This window comes from Pseudomonas sp. SJZ103 (assembly GCF_007828335.1).
Classification (GTDB): Bacteria; Pseudomonadota; Gammaproteobacteria; order Pseudomonadales; family Pseudomonadaceae; genus Aquipseudomonas.
Window position 1 is genome coordinate 1 of record NZ_VIUN01000004.1, and the last position, 17,562, is coordinate 17,562.

At 61.3% G+C, this 17,562-nt stretch carries 16 protein-coding genes; 13 read left to right on the forward strand and 3 right to left on the reverse strand.

The annotated features are described in order from the left end of the window. Positions 1 to 189: 189 nt before the first annotated feature. Positions 190 to 648 (forward strand): transposase, encoded by a 459-nt coding sequence (locus tag FBY10_RS10840; protein ID WP_145336136.1) that lies wholly within the window; start codon positions 190 to 192, stop codon positions 646 to 648. 122 nt (positions 649 to 770) lie between these two features. Here FBY10_RS10840 and FBY10_RS10845 read toward each other — a convergent pair whose 3' ends face one another. Then, positions 771 to 2,054, reverse strand: coding sequence for a Zn-dependent hydrolase (locus FBY10_RS10845; RefSeq protein ID WP_131698146.1), 1,284 nt, complete (start codon positions 2,052 to 2,054; stop codon positions 771 to 773). A 25-nt stretch (positions 2,055 to 2,079) separates the two neighbouring features. Beyond that, positions 2,080 to 3,561 carry an NCS1 family nucleobase:cation symporter-1 gene (locus tag FBY10_RS10850; protein ID WP_131698147.1) on the reverse strand — a complete coding sequence of 494 codons (1,482 nt, stop codon included), beginning with the start codon at positions 3,559 to 3,561 and terminating at the stop codon, positions 2,080 to 2,082. A gap of 591 nt (positions 3,562 to 4,152) precedes the next feature. Here FBY10_RS10850 and hydA point away from each other — a divergent pair. The 3 genes from hydA (at position 4,153) to preA (ending at position 8,390) form a co-directional block, all read left to right on the forward strand. Further along, positions 4,153 to 5,592, forward strand: a complete 1,440-nt coding sequence (hydA, locus tag FBY10_RS10855) for a dihydropyrimidinase (RefSeq protein ID WP_131698148.1) — start codon at positions 4,153 to 4,155, stop codon at positions 5,590 to 5,592. A gap of 156 nt (positions 5,593 to 5,748) precedes the next feature. Continuing rightward, positions 5,749 to 7,116 carry an NAD(P)-dependent oxidoreductase gene (locus FBY10_RS10860; RefSeq protein ID WP_145336138.1) on the forward strand — a complete coding sequence of 456 codons (1,368 nt, stop codon included), beginning with the start codon at positions 5,749 to 5,751 and terminating at the stop codon, positions 7,114 to 7,116. Beyond that, positions 7,116 to 8,390 carry an NAD-dependent dihydropyrimidine dehydrogenase subunit PreA gene (preA, locus tag FBY10_RS10865; RefSeq protein ID WP_115488543.1) on the forward strand — a complete coding sequence of 425 codons (1,275 nt, stop codon included), beginning with the start codon at positions 7,116 to 7,118 and terminating at the stop codon, positions 8,388 to 8,390. The genes FBY10_RS10860 and preA overlap by 1 nt, the downstream gene beginning before the upstream one ends. A 95-nt stretch (positions 8,391 to 8,485) precedes the next feature. Here the strand turns inward: preA and FBY10_RS10870 are convergent, their stop codons facing one another. Then, the gene (locus FBY10_RS10870) at positions 8,486 to 9,106 is read right to left on the reverse strand and encodes a TetR/AcrR family transcriptional regulator (protein WP_027606227.1); all 621 of its coding nucleotides are present in this window, start codon (positions 9,104 to 9,106) and stop codon (positions 8,486 to 8,488) included. A gap of 115 nt (positions 9,107 to 9,221) precedes the next feature. Here FBY10_RS10870 and copC point away from each other — a divergent pair, with 115 nt between their 5' ends. The 9 genes from copC (at position 9,222) to FBY10_RS10915 (ending at position 17,561) form a co-directional block, all read left to right on the forward strand. Next, the gene (gene copC / locus FBY10_RS10875) at positions 9,222 to 9,587 is read left to right on the forward strand and encodes a copper homeostasis periplasmic binding protein CopC (RefSeq protein ID WP_053138508.1); all 366 of its coding nucleotides are present in this window, start codon (positions 9,222 to 9,224) and stop codon (positions 9,585 to 9,587) included. A gap of 3 nt (positions 9,588 to 9,590) precedes the next feature. Next, on the forward strand, positions 9,591 to 10,448 hold the full coding sequence (gene copD, locus FBY10_RS10880; protein ID WP_145336140.1) for a copper homeostasis membrane protein CopD: 858 nt from the start codon (positions 9,591 to 9,593) through the stop codon (positions 10,446 to 10,448). A gap of 156 nt (positions 10,449 to 10,604) precedes the next feature. Further along, positions 10,605 to 11,867: an OprD family porin gene (locus FBY10_RS10885; protein ID WP_131698151.1), complete on the forward strand. Its 1,263-nt coding sequence runs from the start codon at positions 10,605 to 10,607 to the stop codon at positions 11,865 to 11,867. A gap of 223 nt (positions 11,868 to 12,090) precedes the next feature. Beyond that, positions 12,091 to 12,909 carry an NAD(P)-dependent oxidoreductase gene (locus tag FBY10_RS10890; RefSeq protein ID WP_145336142.1) on the forward strand — a complete coding sequence of 273 codons (819 nt, stop codon included), beginning with the start codon at positions 12,091 to 12,093 and terminating at the stop codon, positions 12,907 to 12,909. Between the two features lie 30 nt (positions 12,910 to 12,939). After that, positions 12,940 to 13,815, forward strand: coding sequence for an SMP-30/gluconolactonase/LRE family protein (locus FBY10_RS10895; RefSeq protein WP_145336144.1), 876 nt, complete (start codon positions 12,940 to 12,942; stop codon positions 13,813 to 13,815). A 50-nt stretch (positions 13,816 to 13,865) separates the two neighbouring features. After that, entirely contained in the window at positions 13,866 to 14,828 is a 963-nt protein-coding gene (locus FBY10_RS10900) for a TRAP transporter substrate-binding protein (RefSeq protein ID WP_131698154.1), read from the forward strand. 66 nt (positions 14,829 to 14,894) lie between these two features. Beyond that, positions 14,895 to 15,422: a TRAP transporter small permease gene (locus FBY10_RS10905; protein WP_090402566.1), complete on the forward strand. Its 528-nt coding sequence runs from the start codon at positions 14,895 to 14,897 to the stop codon at positions 15,420 to 15,422. Between the two features lies 1 nt (position 15,423). Then, positions 15,424 to 16,704, forward strand: a complete 1,281-nt coding sequence (locus FBY10_RS10910) for a TRAP transporter large permease (protein ID WP_065927003.1) — start codon at positions 15,424 to 15,426, stop codon at positions 16,702 to 16,704. Next, entirely contained in the window at positions 16,704 to 17,561 is an 858-nt protein-coding gene (locus FBY10_RS10915; protein WP_237683115.1) for an aldose 1-epimerase, read from the forward strand. The genes FBY10_RS10910 and FBY10_RS10915 overlap by 1 nt, the downstream gene beginning before the upstream one ends. The last annotated feature ends 1 nt before the right edge of the window (position 17,562 follow it).

The following is a 17,562-nucleotide window of genomic DNA, read 5'->3' on the forward strand; positions in this document are numbered from 1 at the left end:
GCTTGGACGAGGTATGACCCGCGTCCAGGCCTCAAATGTGTAAACGATGTCCCCGGTTTCAGATGTAAACGATGTCTACGGTTCTACACCCCGATTGCGCCATTCCAGACACATGCTGCCAAAAGCCTGCCCATCAACCTCTTGCTCTCCAATCTAGCCTCTCTAAGCACATCTTGAGAGGGCCAGGGAATGGCAGATTTACCCGCTTCACACCGCCTGCACATCGGTCGATTCAGCGAACCCAACCGTATCTACCTCATCACCACCAACACCCACGAACGCATACCGATATTCGACAATTTCCATCTCGCTCGCTTGGTGGTCTGGCAATTTCGGTTGGCGCAGTACCAAGGGCTCGCCAACTCGCTGGCTTGGGTGATTATGCCGGACCATTTCCATTGGCTGCTTGAACTGAAAAAAGGCTCGCTGGCGGACTTGATGTGCCAGGTGAAGTCAAAGAGCACCAGGACCGTCAATGGTGCAAGCGGACGCAAGGGACGGCTCTGGCAAGAAGGCTTCCATGACCGCGCACTGCGCAAGGAAGATGACTTGGTGAAAATGGCCCGGTATGTGGTGGCAAATCCATTGCGGGCGGGCTTGGTCGAGCGGATTGGCGACTACCCACTGTGGGATGCCATCTGGATTTAACGTCAAACACAGTTCAAATGTGGGAGGGGGCTTGCTCCCGATCGCGGTAGGTCAGTCAGCTTATCTGTAACTGATACACCGCTATCGGGAGCAAGCCCCCTCCCACATTTTTTACCCGCATTTCAGGCGGCGAGTTTGCCGCTGGCGATGGCTGCCGATGCAGCCACCATGGCCCGCAACAGCACTGCACACCCAGCTGCCAGGTCATCCGGCGCGGCGTTCTCGATTTCGTTATGGCTGATACCCCCCTCACACGGCACAAAGATCATCCCCGCCGGCCCCAACTCGGCGACGAAAATCGCGTCGTGCCCTGCCCCGCTGACGATGTCCATGTTCGACAAGCCCAGCCCATTCGCGGCATCGCGCACGGCGTCAACGCAGCCTTTGTCGAAGTACAGCGGCGGGAAGTCAGCCGTGGGTTCCATTTCAAAACTCAGCCCATGCTTGGCACAGGTCTCGTCAATCACCGTGCGCACCTCGGCAATCATCGAATCCAACCGCGCCGGTTCCAAGTGACGGAAGTCCAGGGTCATGCGCACTTCGCCAGGAATGACGTTGCGTGAACCGGGATACGCCTGCAGGCAACCGACGGTCCCGCAAGCATGCGGCTGATGCCCCAGCGCCGCCGCATTGACCGCCGCCACCACCGCTGCCGCGCCTACCAGGGCGTCCTTGCGCAGGTGCATCGGCGTCGGCCCCGCATGCGCTTCAACGCCGCGCAGTTTCAGGTCGAACCACTTTTGCCCGAGGGCGCCGAGCACCACGCCGATGGTCTTCTTCTCATCCTCCAGAATCGGCCCTTGTTCGATATGCGCCTCGAAATACGCACCGACCTTGTGCCCACTCTCAGGACGGGTTCCCGCGTAGCCAATCGCATTCAGTGCATCACCCACGCTGACCCCGTCCGCATCGACCTTGGCCAAGGTATCCGCCAGGGTGAATTTCTCCGCAAATACCCCCGAGCCCATCATGCACGGTGGGAAGCGCGAGCCTTCCTCGTTGGTCCACACCACCACTTCCAAGGGCGCCTCGGTTTCGATCTTGAGGTCATTGAGCGTACGCAACACTTCCACCCCCGCCAGCACACCGAAGCAACCATCGAACTTGCCGCCCGTAGGCTGAGTGTCGATATGGCTGCCGGTCATCACCGGCGGCAGGTTGGGATTACGACCGGGACGGCGCGCGAAGATATTGCCGATACCGTCGACGGTCACGGTGCAACCGGCGTCTTCGCACCACTGCACAAACAGGTCGCGGGCCTTGCGGTCGAGGTCGGTGAGGGCCAGGCGGCACACGCCGCCCTTGGGGGTGGCACCGAGTTTGGCCAGGTCCATCAGCGACTGCCACAAGCGGTCGCGGTTGATGTGCTGGTGGGTCGATTGCAGAACGTCAAGGGCAGCGTTCATGGGGATCTCCTCAGGCGTGTATTTCTTATGAATTGACAACGACCGGGCTGGCTCCGCGCCTGGCATTCAGGCCGTAATACAACAACCCGCCCAAGGCCGAACCGGTAAACCAGCCGTAGCTGTAGAACCAGCTGAACGCATCACTGCCCAACGACAGCAACGTCAACACCACCGGCACGCCAAAGGCGATAAAGCCGCTCCAGTTCCACGCCGGGTACACGTCGTCGCGGTACAGACCGGCCAGGTCCAGTTGCTGTTTGCGGGTGATGAAGTAGTCCACCACCATGATCCCGGCGATCGGGCCCAGCAGGCTTGAGTAGCCCAGCAGCCAGTTGGAATATACGGTTTCCAGGCTCACATCCGAGACGATCAAGCCAAGTTTTTTCAGCAGTTCATGGCCCATCAGCACCAACCCCACCAAACCGGTGAGGATCACCGCCGTGGTGCGGTTGATCAGCTTGGGCGCGATGTTCTGGAAGTCGTTGGTGGGCGAGACGATGTTCGCGGCGGTGTTGGTGGACAAGGTCGCGACGATGATCAGCGCCATGGCCACGGCCACCCACACCGGGCTCTGGATATGGCCGATCAGGGTCACGGGATCGGACACACTGACGCCCACCAGTTTCACCGAGGCGGCGGTCATGATCACGCCGAGGGCGGCGAACAGGAACATGGTCAGCGGCAGGCCGAAAATCTGCCCGAGGATCTGGTCCTTCTGGCTTTTGGCGTAGCGGCTGAAGTCGGGAATATTCAGCGACAAGGTGGCCCAGAAGCCCACCATCGCGGTCAGGCCGGCCATGAAGTAACCGGTAAGGCTCGCGCCCTCGGGACGCTTGGGCGGGATCGCCATCAGTTCGCTGAGAGACACATTCGGCATCGCCCACACCAGCAGGCCAATGCCCACGGCCACCAGCAACGGCGCCGACAGGGTTTCCAGGCGCTTGATCGACTCGGCGCCGCGCAGCACCACCCACAAATTCAGGCACCAGAACATCATGAAGCCGATCACTTCACCGGTGCCGCCGAGGGACTTCCATCCCTCGAAAATCGAGCCCAGGAACAGGTGAATCGCCAGCCCGCCAAACATCGTCTGGATACCAAACCAGCCGCACGCCACCAGCGCGCGGATCAGGCACGGCACGTTGGAGCCGAGGATGCCGAAGGACGAACGCAGCAACACCGGAAACGGAATGCCGTACTTGGTGCCGGGGAAGGCGTTGAGGGTCAGCGGGATCAGCACCACGATATTGGCGAGCAAAATCGCCATCAGCGCCTCGCCCACCGACAACCCGAAATACGCGGTGAGCACACCGCCCAAGGTGTACGTGGGCACGCAGATCGACATGCCGACCCACAGCGCGGTGATGTGCCACTTGTTCCAGGTGCGTTCGTGCACCTTGGTCGGTGCCATATCGTGGTTGTAGCGAGGGCTGTCGAGGACGTCGGGGCCGGCGTCGAGTTCGTACAGGCCGTTGCGCTCAATAACTTGCGATCTGTTCTGTTGCATGGCCGCTCCACGGTTTTTTCGAATTATTGTTGCTCACCCCGCGCTGAACGCTGGGTGGCCGGAGTACCTCGTAAACAACATGACATCACGGGTCCGGCCAGCCGCCACTGCACTCAATAACCGTGCCGACAACCGCTCTCGAACCCGCACCGCTTATATAACTCGCTGATGTTAATCAGCTTTCCGATTGTGCCTGCGGTACTTGCCGCGCTACTCAGGCTAAATAACGCGCCAGTTATCCGAACGGTCAGGACTCAATCTGGTGCACCACAATTATTTTTATTTACCGACCCCGTCAAGAGGCATGTCTCAAGCGTCTGATTTGCAATAAGAAATGTTGCTCATATTGAGAACCTGTCAAGTGCGTCAAAATGGTGAGAGACCGCTACATTTTGGTGATTTTGTATTTTTATCCTTATAAATCAATAGATTAAATACTGCATAAGCTTATAAAAAATCTTCTTGCTCAATCGAAAAACTCGGGCTAGTTTCTATTCCTGTCACCGATGACAGGAATTAACCGACCATCGGCGCGTAGCAATACAACACTTAGAACTGGCACAAGCCGGTCAAGCCTGTGAGGAACTCGACATGTCGCTGTTGATCCGTGGCGCCACCGTTATTACCCATGATGAAAGTTACCGCGCCGATGTTTTATGCGCAGGCGGTCTGATTCGCGCTATTGGCACGGACCTGGATATTCCCGCCGGCACTGAACAACTCGACGGCAGCGGACAATATTTGATGCCCGGCGGCATCGACCCCCATACCCATATGCAACTGCCCTTCATGGGCACAGTGGCCAGTGAAGATTTTTTCAGCGGCACGGCGGCGGGTCTGGCCGGGGGCACCACCTCGATCATCGACTTCGTGATTCCCAACCCGCAGCAATCGTTGATGGAAGCGTTCCATCAGTGGCGGGGCTGGGCAGAAAAGTCTGCGTCCGACTACGGCTTTCATGTGGCGATCACCTGGTGGAGCGAACAGGTGCGCGAGGAAATGGCCGAGCTGGTCAGCCACCACGGCATCAACAGCTTCAAGCATTTCATGGCCTACAAGAACGCAATCATGGCGGCCGACGACACCCTGGTGGCCAGCTTCGAACGCTGCCTGGAACTCGGCGCCGTGCCCACCGTGCATGCGGAAAACGGCGAGCTGGTGTACCACCTGCAACGCAAGCTGATGGCCCAGGGCATCACCGGGCCGGAAGCGCACCCGCTGTCGCGCCCTTCCCAGGTGGAAGGCGAAGCGGCCAGCCGCGCAATCCGTATCGCCGAGACCATCGGCACGCCGCTGTACCTGGTGCACGTGTCTACCAAGGAGGCGCTGGATGAAATCACCTACGCCCGGGGCAAGGGCCAGGCGGTCTACGGCGAAGTGCTCGCCGGCCACCTGCTGCTGGACGACAGCGTCTACCAGCACCCCGACTGGCAAACCGCCGCCGGCTATGTGATGAGCCCGCCGTTCCGTCCACGCGGGCATCAGGAAGCGCTGTGGCATGGCCTGCAATCGGGCAACCTGCACACCACCGCCACCGACCACTGCTGCTTCTGCGCCGAGCAAAAAGCCGCCGGGCGTGACGATTTCAGCAAGATCCCCAACGGCACCGCCGGTATCGAAGACCGCATGGCGCTGCTGTGGCACGAAGGGGTCAACACCGGACGCCTGTCGATGCAGGAGTTCGTCGCGCTGACCTCCACCAACACCGCGAAAATCTTCAACCTCTACCCGCGCAAAGGCGCGATCCGCGTGGGTGCGGATGCCGATCTGGTGCTGTGGGACCCCGAAGGTACGCGGACCATTTCCGCCAAGACGCACCATCAGAAGGTCGACTTCAACATCTTCGAAGGCAAGACCGTGCGCGGCGTGCCGAGCCACACCATCAGCCAGGGCAAGCTGGTCTGGGCCGATGGCGACCTGCGCGCCGAGCGCGGCGCCGGGCGCTATGTGGAACGGCCGGCGTATCCGTCGGTGTTTGAGCAGTTGAGCAAGCGGGCGGAGCATTCCAGGCCGGTTGCTGTGAAGCGCTGAGACCGCTATCGGGGTCAAGCCCCCTCCCACACTTGACCGCATTCATTCAGATACAACTCGGTCGAATATGGGAGGGGGCTTGCCCCCGATGAGGCCAGTACAGGCAACAAAAATGCCCACTTAGAGGCAATCCAAAAAAACCGTGAGGCCAACACCGTGATCCAGACCCTGACCCACCTCCCCCATCCCCATGAAGACGGGGCCACCCTCGCCAGCCATTTCACCGACCTGGCGCCGCCTCTCAACGCGCGCCAGGCCCAACTGGAAGCCTCGCGCTGCCTGTATTGCTACGACGCCCCGTGTGTGAACGCGTGCCCCAGCGAAATCGACATCCCGTCGTTCATCCGCAATATCCACACCGACAACGTCCAGGGCGCCGCGCACAAGATTCTCTCGGCCAACATCCTTGGCGGCAGTTGCGCGCGAGTCTGCCCGACAGAGATCCTCTGCCAGCAAGCCTGTGTCCGTAACAACGCCGAAGAATGCGCGCCGGTGCTGATCGGCTTGTTACAGCGCTATGCGGTAGACAACGCACACTTCAGCGAACACCCGTTCCAGCGTGCCGCACCGACCGGCAAACGCATCGCCGTAGTCGGTGCGGGTCCCGCAGGGCTGGCCTGCGCTCATCGCGCAGCCCTGCACGGGCATGACGTGGTGATCTTCGAAGCGCGGGAAAAAGCCGGCGGCCTGAATGAATACGGGATCGCCAAGTACAAGCTGGTGGACGACTTCGCCCAGAAGGAACTGGATTTTCTCCTGCAGATCGGCGGCATCGAAATCCGCCACGGCCAGCGCCTGGGCGACAACCTGACCTTGAGCGAACTGCACCAGCAATTCGACTCGGTGTTCCTCGGCCTGGGCCTGGCTGCGAGCAAGCAACTCGGCTTACCCCATGAGGACGCGCCCGGCCTGCTCGCCGCCACCGACTATATCCGCGAACTGCGCCAGGCCGACGACCTGACCCAGCTGCCCCTGGCCGACCGCTGCATCGTGCTCGGCGCCGGCAATACCGCCATCGACATGGCCGTGCAAATGGCCCGGCTCGGCGCCCGTGATGTGAACCTCGTCTACCGCCGTGGCCTGGCCGACATGGGCGCCACCCACCATGAGCAGGACATCGCCAAGGCCAATCAGGTGCGCCTGTTGACCTGGGCCCAACCCGAAGAAGTCCTGCTCGACGACCAGGGCCACGTACGCGGCATGCGCTTCGCCCGCACCCGCCTGGAAAACGGGCGCCTGCACCCTACCGGAGAAACTTTCGAACTGGCCGCCGATGCCATCTTCAAGGCCATCGGGCAGGGTTTTGACGGCGAGGCCTTGCACGATCCCCTGGCGCAACAGCTGCACCGCGTCGGCGAGCGTATCTTCGTCGACGAACAGCTGCGCACCAGCATCCCTGGGGTCTATGCCGGCGGCGACTGCGTCAGCCTCGGCCAGGACCTCACCGTGCAGGCGGTGCAACACGGCAAGCTGGCCGCCGAAGCCATGCACGCCCAACTCATGCTGAATGTGGAGGCTGCGTAATGGCCGATCTCTCGATTGTGTTCGCCGGTATCAAGGCCCCCAACCCGTTCTGGCTGGCCTCCGCGCCACCCACCGACAAAGCCTACAACGTGGTGCGTGCGTTTGAAGCGGGCTGGGGCGGCGTGGTGTGGAAAACCCTGGGTGAAGACCCGGCGGCGGTCAATGTGTCATCGCGGTACTCGGCGCACTACGGCGCCAACCGTGAAGTGCTGGGCATCAATAATATCGAGCTGATCACCGACCGTTCCCTGGAGATCAACCTGCGGGAAATCACCCAGGTGAAAAAGGATTGGCCCGACCGCGCGCTGATCGTGTCGCTGATGGTGCCCTGCGTTGAGGAATCCTGGAAAAACATCCTGCCCCTGGTGGAAGCCACCGGCTGCGACGGTATCGAGCTGAACTTTGGCTGCCCTCACGGCATGCCCGAACGCGGCATGGGGGCGGCGGTGGGCCAGGTGCCGGAGTACGTGGAACAGGTGACGCGTTGGTGCAAGACCTATTGCTCGCTGCCGGTGATCGTCAAGCTCACGCCGAATATCACCGACATCCGTGTGGCGGCGCGGGCAGCGTATCGCGGCGGTGCGGACGCGGTGTCGCTGATCAACACCATCAACTCCATCACCAGCGTGGACCTGGAACGCATGGTCGCCCTGCCGATGGTCGGCACCCAGAGCACCCACGGCGGTTATTGCGGCTCGGCGGTCAAGCCGATTGCCCTGAACATGGTTGCCGAAATCGCCCGCGACCCGCAGACCCAGGGCCTGCCGATCTGCGGGATCGGCGGCATTGGCAACTGGCGCGACGCCGCTGAATTCGTCGCCCTCGGTTGCGGCGCGGTGCAGGTGTGCACGGCGGCGATGCTGCATGGTTTTCGCATCGTGGAGGAGATGAAGGATGGGCTGTCGCGATGGATGGACAGCCAGGGCTACACCAGCCTGCAAGAATTTTCCGGGAGGGCGGTGGGCAACACCACGGACTGGAAGTACCTGGACATCAACTACCAGGTGATCGCCAAGATCGACCAAGAGGCGTGCATTGGCTGTGGGCGTTGCCATATTGCCTGTGAGGATACCTCGCACCAGGCCATCGCCAGCCTGAAACAGGCGGACGGCACGCATAAATACGAAGTGATCGATGATGAGTGCGTGGGCTGCAACCTGTGTCAGATCACCTGCCCGGTGGCGGATTGCATCGAGATGGTGCCTATCGACACGGGCAAGCCGTTTTTGAATTGGACGCAGGATCCGAGGAATCCCTATCGAGAGGCGGTGTAGTCCTTCAGGCCACTATCGGGGGCCCCCTCCCACACCACACATCAAATGTGGGAGGGGGCTTGCCCCCGATGAGGCCCTAAGCCCCACCACAATACTCAAGGCTCCAACCCAATCCCACGCAAAATCACACTGGTCACCGTCTGGATCGCCTTCTCGAACTGCATATCCGACAACGGCTGGTGATCATTCAAAATCTTCACCTGGTGGTCAAAGTCGGCATAGTGCTGGGTCGAAGCCCAGATCATGTACAGCAGGCTCGAAGGCTCCACCGGCAGGATGCGTTTGTCTTCCACCCACTGGCGAATTTTCGCTTCCTTCATCTTGGCCCAGTCGTACAGGCTCTCATCCAGGGCCTCACCGAGTGTCGGCGCGCCGTGGATGATCTCGTTGGCCCAGACCTTGGAGCCATAGGGCCGTGTGCGCGAGCGTTGCATCTTGGCGCGGATATAGCTGCTGAGCACCACCCGGGGGTCATCGAAGGTCTCGAAGCTGAGGGCGTCCTGCTTCCACACTTCCAGCAGGTCGAACAGCACCGCGCTGTACAGCTCGCTCTTGGTGGTGAAGTAGTAATGCAGGTTGGAGCGCGGCAGTTGCACTTCTTCGGCAATATCGGCCATGGCGGTGCTGCCGTAGCCCTTTTCGGCGAAGATCTTCTCCGCCGCCAGCAGGATTTTTTCGACGTTGACCCGGCGAATTCCGCTCTTGTGATTGCCCATAAGGGCTCCCTGACAAAGACATGACCCAAAGACTACCACCGCTCTAGATCGGGGCGACAGGCGCAGTCGAAACTTCGTACACTGCCCGCTCCTAACCATTGATGGGTATTGCACAATGTTGATCAAGAAAACCCTGACCACTGTCGCCCTGCTCGCCTCCCTCCTGGGTGCCTCCGCAGCATTTGCCCATGCTCATCTCAAAAGCGCCACGCCTGCGGCAGACAGCAGCGTCGCCGCGCCTGCCGATCTGCGCCTGACCTTCAGCGAAGGCGTCGAAGCCACCTTCACCAAAGTGTCCTTGAGCAAGGACGGCACCGAAATCGCCATCAAAGGCCTGGAAACCCCGGACGCCGACAAGAAAACCCTGGTGGTGACGCCTGCCGCACCGCTCGCGGCCGGTAACTACAAAGTGGTGTGGAATGCGGTGTCGGTCGACACCCACAAAAGCAACGGTGAATACAGCTTCAAGGTCGGCCAATAACCCATGGCAACGCTGCTGGTGCTGTGCCGGTTCGTGCATTTCAGCGTCGTGCTGTTGATGTTCGGGGCCTGTGTATTCAGACCCTGGCTCCTGGGCGCTGAACCGCAGCCGCTGCTGGACCGGCAATTGTTGCGCATCACCCGCGGGCTGGCGTGGACGGCCCTCGCGTCGGGGATGATCTGGTTAGGGTTGATTACCGCCAGCATGGCCGGTTCATGGCCGGCGGCGCTGGAACTGTCGACCGTGCAGTTGGTGCTGGGCAAGACCTTTTTTGGCCAGGTGTGGACCTGGCACCTGATGTTGAATGGCTTGCTGGTCATTGCCCTGACGACCGCGTGGAAGGCCCCGCGCCTGCCGTTGATCACGCTGTTGCTGATGACCCTGGCCCCGGTCGGCCATGGCGCCATGCTCGATGGGCTGAGCGGGCAGTTGTTGATCCTCAACCAGGTGGTGCACCTGATGTGCGTTGGCGCATGGTTGGGGGGGTTATTGCTGCTGGTATTGATCCTCAGGCCGCCACACGGTGTTGAGCTGGCGCCGGTCCTGCGTCGTTTCAGCGGCGTGGGTTATGGCCTGGTCACCGGTTTGCTGGTGACCGGCCTGATCAATGTGCGCGTACTCACCGGGCAGCTGTGGCCCACCCCCTTGTTCAGTGGTTTTGCCCTGATTCTGCTGATCAAGGTGATGCTGGTGCTGGGCATGTTGGCGCTGGCATTGTTGAACCGGTTGCGCCTTGATAGCGGAGAACAGCGACTGGGCAGCTTGAAGGCCAGCGTGATGGTGGAATGGCTGCTCGGTGTTTGTGCAGTAGCTGCCGTTTCACTCCTTGGCACTTTGCCGCCGATGGTCCTGGCGGGCTGAATGTGGGAGGGGCGGTGCCCGTTCTAGATCAACCCACACCCAGTCATCGCATAACTTCCGCTTGACACTCCACGAAAACCCCGCAAATATCCGCCTCAACGTTGTACGACGACGTATAACAACTAATAAAAACAACAAATGAAAGGGAGCGTCACTGTGAGTCAATTCGCCCGTAATTCCTCGTCGTGTATCAGCCTTATCGGTCTCGGCAGCCTGGCCTTCGCCCTGCCCCTCGTCGCCCACGCCGACGGTTTCGTCGATGACGCCAAGGCCACGCTCAACCTGCGCAACGCCTACTTCAACCGCAACTTCACCAACCCGAACAACCCCCAGGGCAAGGCCGAAGAGTGGACGCAGAGTTTTATTCTCGACGCCAAGTCCGGCTTCACCCAGGGCACCGTAGGGTTCGGCATTGATGTGCTGGGGCTGTATTCGCAGAAGCTCGATGGCGGCAAAGGCACCGGCGGCACCCAGTTGCTGCCGATCCACGATGACGGCCGCCCCGCCGATAACTTCGGGCGCTTGGGCGTGGCGCTGAAAACCAGGCTGTCGAAGACCGAATTGAAGGTCGGCGAGTGGATGCCGGTGCTGCCGATCCTGCGCTCCGACGATGGCCGCTCGCTGCCCCAGACCTTTCGTGGCGGCCAGGTGACGTCCAACGAAATCGCCGGCCTGACTCTCTACGGCGGCCAGTTTCGCGGCAACAGCCCGCGCAACGACGCGAGCATGGAAGACATGTTCATGAACGGCAAAGCCGCGTTCACCTCTGATCGCTTCAACTTTGGCGGCGGCGAATACACCTTCAACGACAAGCGCACCCAGGTCGGCGTGTGGTACGCCGAGTTGACTGATATCTACCAGCAGCAGTACGTCAACCTGACCCACAGCCAGCCCGTGGGCGACTGGACCCTGGGTGCCAACCTGGGTTTCTTCAACGGCAAGGAAGACGGCAGCGCCCTGGCCGGCGACCTCGACAACAAAACCGTGTTCGCCCTGCTCTCGGCCAAATACGGCGGCAACACCTTTTACGTTGGCTTGCAGAAACTCACCGGCGACAGCGTGTGGATGCGCGTCAACGGCACCAGCGGCGGCACCCTGGCCAACGACAGCTACAACTCCAGTTATGACAATGCCAAGGAAAAATCCTGGCAGGTACGGCATGACTTCAACTTCGTGGTGCTCGGTGTGCCAGGGCTGACCCTGATGAACCGCTATATCAGCGGCAGTAACGTGCACACCGGGGCGATCACCGATGGCAAGGAATGGGGACGCGAATCGGAGCTGGCCTACACCGTGCAGAGCGGTGCGTTGAAGAACCTCAACGTGAAATGGCGCAACGCAACCATGCGCCGGGATTTCAGCACCAACGAGTTCGACGAAAACCGGATCTTTATCAGCTATCCACTCTCCCTGCTGTAGAACCTAGTCTCCCAGCCCCAGAAAATCCCCTGTGGGAGGGGGCTTGCTCCCGATGGCGGTGGGTCAGTAACAGATGCATTCACTGGCATGCCCTCATCGAGGGCAAGCCCTCTCCCACATTTTGCTCCGCACTCTGTCCGCAAGAACGTTGACAACCTGGGGGATCCCTACCAATACTTCGGCATAGTCATACGACAACCTACAACAAAAATTTGGAATCCCCATGACCAAGACCACCTCCACGCCCTTCAACCGTCTGCTGCTCACCGGTGCCGCCGGCGGCCTCGGCAAAGTCCTGCGCGAGCGCCTGCGTCCTTACGCCCAGGTGCTGCGCCTGTCGGACATCGCCACTATGGCCCCGGCAGCCGATGCTTCGGAAGAAGTCCAGCCCTGCGACCTCGCCGACAAACAAGCGGTGCACCACCTGGTGGAAGGCGTCGACGCCATCCTGCACTTCGGCGGTGTATCGGTGGAGCGTCCGTTTGAAGAGATCCTCGGCGCCAATATCAGCGGTACCTTCCATATCTACGAAGCCGCGCGCCGTCATGGGGTCAAGCGCGTGATCTTCGCCAGTTCCAACCATGTGATCGGTTTCTATAAGCAGACCGAAACCATCGACGCCCACTCTCCACGCCGCCCCGACAGCTACTACGGCCTGTCCAAGTCCTACGGCGAAGACATGGCGAGTTTCTACTTCGACCGCTACGGCATCGAGACCGTGAGCATCCGTATCGGCTCCTCGTTCCCGGAACCGCAGAACCGCCGGATGATGCACACCTGGCTGAGCTTCGATGACCTGACCCAACTGCTCGAACGCGCGCTGTATACGCCGAACGTCGGCCACACCGTGGTCTACGGCATGTCGGATAACCTCGACACCTGGTGGGACAACCGCTACGCCGCACACCTGGGCTACGCCCCGAAAGACAGCTCCGAAGTCTTCCGCGCCCAGGTCGAAGCCCAGCCACCGGTGGCCGCCGATGACCCGGCCAAGGTCTATCAGGGTGGCGCGTTCTGCGCCGCCGGGCCATTCGATGACTGAGTTCACACCCACCCAAGGGAATGAGTTGCCATGACTGCTGAATTGATCGTCGACGCCCGCAATGCCGTGGGCGAATGCCCGGTGTGGGTGCCCGAGGAAAACGCCCTGTACTGGGTGGACATCCCCCACGGCGGCCTGCAACGCTGGAGCGCCGCCACCGGCAACGTTGCCGCTTGGAAAGCCCCGCAGATGCTCGCCTGCATCGCCCGCACCACCGCGGGCAACTGGGTCGCCGGGATGGAAACCGGTTTCTTCCAACTCACGCCGCACAACGACGGCAGCCTCGACACCACGCCGTTGGCCAGCGTCGAGCACCCACGCCCGGACATGCGCCTGAACGACGGCCGCTGTGATCGCCAAGGACGTTTCTGGGCCGGCAGCATGGTGCTGAACATGGGCGCGAATGCCGCCGAAGGCATCCTCTATCGCTATGCATCGGGTTCAGCACCCCATGCCCAGCTGGAGGGTTTTATCACCCTGAACGGCCTGGCCTTCAGCCCCGATGGCCGCACGATGTACGCCTCGGATTCGCACCCGCTGGTGCAGCAGATCTGGGCCTTCGACTACGACATCGACACCGGCACGCCGTCCAACCGTCGCGTGTTCGTCGATATGCACCAGCACCTCGGCCGCCCCGACGGCGCCGCCGTGGACGCCGATGGCTGCTACTGGATCTGCGCCAACGACGCCGGCCTGATCCACCGTTTTACCCCCGATGGTCGCCTGGACCGCTCCCTGAGCGTACCGGTGAAAAAACCCACCATGTGCGCCTTCGGCGGCAGCCGCCTGGACACCCTGTTTGTCACCTCGATCCGTGACGACCAGAGTGAACAGTCAGTGTCCGGCGGCGTGTTCGCCCTCAACCCCGGCGTCCAAGGACTGCCTGAACCGACGTTTACTCTCTAGCTGCATCGCTGTGCCTTGAATACAACAATAACAACACAGGAGTGACTCCCATGGACTTCAAACGCACCTTGCTCGCCGTCGCAGTCTTTACCCTCAGCAGCGCCGCCCACGCGCTGGAAATCAAATTCGCCGACATCCACCCCGCCGGCTACCCCACCGTTGTTGCCGAAGAAAACATGGGCAAGGCCCTGACCAAGGAAAGCAACGGCGAACTGACCTTCAAATACTTCCCCGGTGGCGTGCTGGGCTCCGAGAAAGAAGTGGTCGAACAGGCCCAGGTCGGCGCCGTGCAGATGACCCGCGTCAGCCTCGGCATCGTCGGGCCAGTGGTGCCGGACGTGAACGTGTTCAACCTGCCGTTCGTGTTCCGCGACCAGGCGCATATGCGCAAGGTCATCGATGGCGAAATCGGCGACGAGATTCTCGCCAAGATCACCGACTCCGAGTTCGGCCTGGTGGCCCTGGCCTGGATGGACGGCGGCACGCGCAACCTCTACACCAAGAAGCCGGTGCGCAAGATCGAAGACCTCAAGGGCATGAAGATCCGTGTGCAAGGTAACCCGCTGTTCATCGATGCCTTCAACGCGATGGGCGCCAACGGCATTGCCATGGACACCGGCGAGATCTTCAGCGCCCTGCAGACCGGAGTGATCGACGGCGCGGAGAACAACCCGCCGACCATGCTCGAACACAACCACTTCCAGAACGCCAAGTACTACACCCTCACCGAGCACCTGATCCTGCCTGAGCCCATCGTGATGTCGAAAATCACCTGGAACAAGCTCACCCCGGCGCAACAGGTCATGGTGAAAAATGCCGCCAAGGCCGCCCAGGCCGATGAACGCGCGCTGTGGGATGCCAAGTCCGCCAGCAGTGAGGAAAAACTCAAAAAGGCCGGTGTCGAGTTCATCACCGTCGACAAAAAGCCCTTCTATGACGCCACCGCAGCGGTTCGCGCCAAGTACGGCGCGCCTTACGCCGACATCATCGCGCGCATCGACGCCGTTCAATAACCTCTCCTGCCTCTCGCAAAAGGCCCGGCGCGGTCTGCACCGACGCGCCCGGTTACGGTGAACGCCATGAAGAATCTACTGCTGCGCATCAACGACCGCATCTACATGACCTGCATCTGGGTCGCCGGCCTCTCGGTTCTCGGCGTCGCACTGATCATCCCCTGGGGCATCTTCGCCCGCTACATCCTCGGCACCGGCTCCAGCTGGCCGGAACCCACCGCCATCCTGCTGATGCTGGTGTTCACCTTTATCGGCGCCGCCGCCAGCTACCGCGCCGGTGCACATATGTCGGTGGCCATGGTCACGGACCGCCTGCCGCCCGCCCAGCGCCGCATCGTCGGCATCCTTTCGCAACTGCTGATGGGCACCATCTGCCTGTTCATGGCCATCTGGGGCACCAAGCTGTGCCTGTCGACCTGGAACCAGTTCATGAGCGCCATCCCGACCCTGCGCGTGGGCATCACTTATATGCCGATTCCAATTGGCGGGCTGCTGACCCTGATCTTCGTGGTGGAAAAACTCCTGCTCGGTGACCAGAGCAACCGGCGCGTGGTGCGCTTCGACCTGGTGGAAGAAAGCGAAGGGGCTGCCTGATATGGACGCATTGATTCTGCTGGGCAGCTTTATCGCCCTGATCCTGATCGGCATGCCGGTGGCCTACGCCCTGGGTTTGTCGGCGCTGATTGGCGCGTGGTGGATCGACATCCCGTTCCAGGCCCTGATGATTCAGGTCGCAGGCGGGGTGAACAAGTTTTCGCTGATGGCGATTCCGTTCTTCGTGCTGGCGGGGGCGATCATGGCCGAGGGCGGCATGTCGCGCCGGCTGGTGGCGTTTGCCGGGGTGCTGGTGGGCTTTGTGCGCGGCGGCCTGTCGCTGGTGAACATCATGGCCTCGACGTTTTTCGGCGCCATCTCCGGCTCGTCGGTGGCCGACACCGCCTCGGTCGGCTCGGTGCTGATCCCGGAAATGGAGCGCCGTGGCTACCCACGGGAATTTGCCACCGCAGTCACGGTGAGCGGTTCGGTGCAGGCGCTGTTGACCCCGCCCAGCCATAACTCGGTGCTCTACTCCCTGGCGGCGGGCGGCACGGTGTCCATCGCCTCGCTGTTCATGGCCGGCGTGGTGCCTGGGTTGTTGATGAGCGCGTGCCTGATGGTGCTGTGCCTGATCTTCGCGAAAAAACGCAACTACCCCAAGGGCGAAGTCATCCCTTTGAAACAGGCCCTGAAAATCTGCGCCGACGCGCTGTGGGGCCTGATGGCCATGGTGATCATCCTCGGCGGCATCCTGTCGGGCATCTTCACCGCCACCGAGTCCGCCGCGATTGCGGTGCTGTGGGCGTTCTTCGTGACCATGTTCATCTACCGCGACTACAAATGGAGCGAGCTGCCCAAGCTGATGCACCGCACGGTGCGCACCATTTCCATCGTGATGATCCTGATCGCCTTCGCCGCCAGCTTCGGCTACATCATGACCTTGATGCAGATCCCGGCGAAGATCACCACCCTGTTCCTGACCCTGTCGGACAACCGCTACGTGATCCTGATGTGCATCAACGCCATGCTGCTGTTGCTCGGCACGGTGATGGACATGGCGCCGCTGATCCTGATCCTCACGCCGATCCTGCTGCCGGTGGTGCTCGGTATCGGCGTCGACCCGGTGCACTTCGGCATGATCATGCTGGTCAACCTCGGCATTGGCTTGATTACGCCGCCGGTGGGTGCGGTGCTGTTCGTGGGTGCGGCGGTGGGCAAGGTGAGTATCGAGAAGACCGTGAAGGCGCTGCTGCCGTTCTACGCGGTGCTGTTCCTGGTGCTGATTGCGGTGACGTACATTCCGGCGCTGTCGCTATGGCTGCCAAGCGTGGTGTTGTGATGATTGAACTTGAAGACAGCCTGACCCACCTCACCTTGAATCCGGCCGTGGGCGGCAGCATCGTCAACTGGTCCGTGCGCGCCACCGGCCAGCCGTTGCTGCGCCATAACGATGAGCAGGCGATCCATACCGGTTTGCCGGGCAAGCTGGGGTGCTATCCATTGGTGCCCTGGTCCAACCGCATTGCCCACGGCGGTTTCGACAACCCCGACGGTTGGCTCGCGCTCACGCCCAACAGCCTGACCGATCCTTTGCCGATTCACGGTTCGGCCTGGCAACAGGCGTGGCAGGTGGTCAGCCAGTCGGCGGATGAAGCAGTGCTGGAAGTACGCTGTGACACGCCGTTTGCCTATCGCGCCGAGCAGCGGATTCGCTTGATCGACGGGGCGTTGAGTATCGAGCTGCGGGTGACGCACCTGGCCGAAACAGCGGCGTGGCATGGCGTGGGCTTGCATCCGTACTTTCCGCGCCGGCCGGGTACCCGGTTGCAGGCCAGGGCTGCGCAGGTGTGGATGAGTGACGCGTCCAAGCTGCCGACCGGGTTGACGCCGGTGCCGGGCGAGTGGGATTTCCAGGTATTGAATACCCTGCCCGAAGGCCTGGTGGACAACGGGTTTTGCCAGTGGGACGGGTATTGCCGGATCGAACAGCCGGACCTGGGCTATGCGCTGGAATGCCAGGCCAGCGGGGCCGACTACTTTCTGCTGTACTGCCCGCCGGGGCTGGGGTTCTTTTGCATCGAGCCGGTGAGTCATCCGGTGAATGCTCATCACCTGACGGGACGGCCGGGCCTGAAACTGCTGGAACACAATCAGTCGGTCCAACTCAATTTCAACCTGAAATACACCCCCCTGTAGG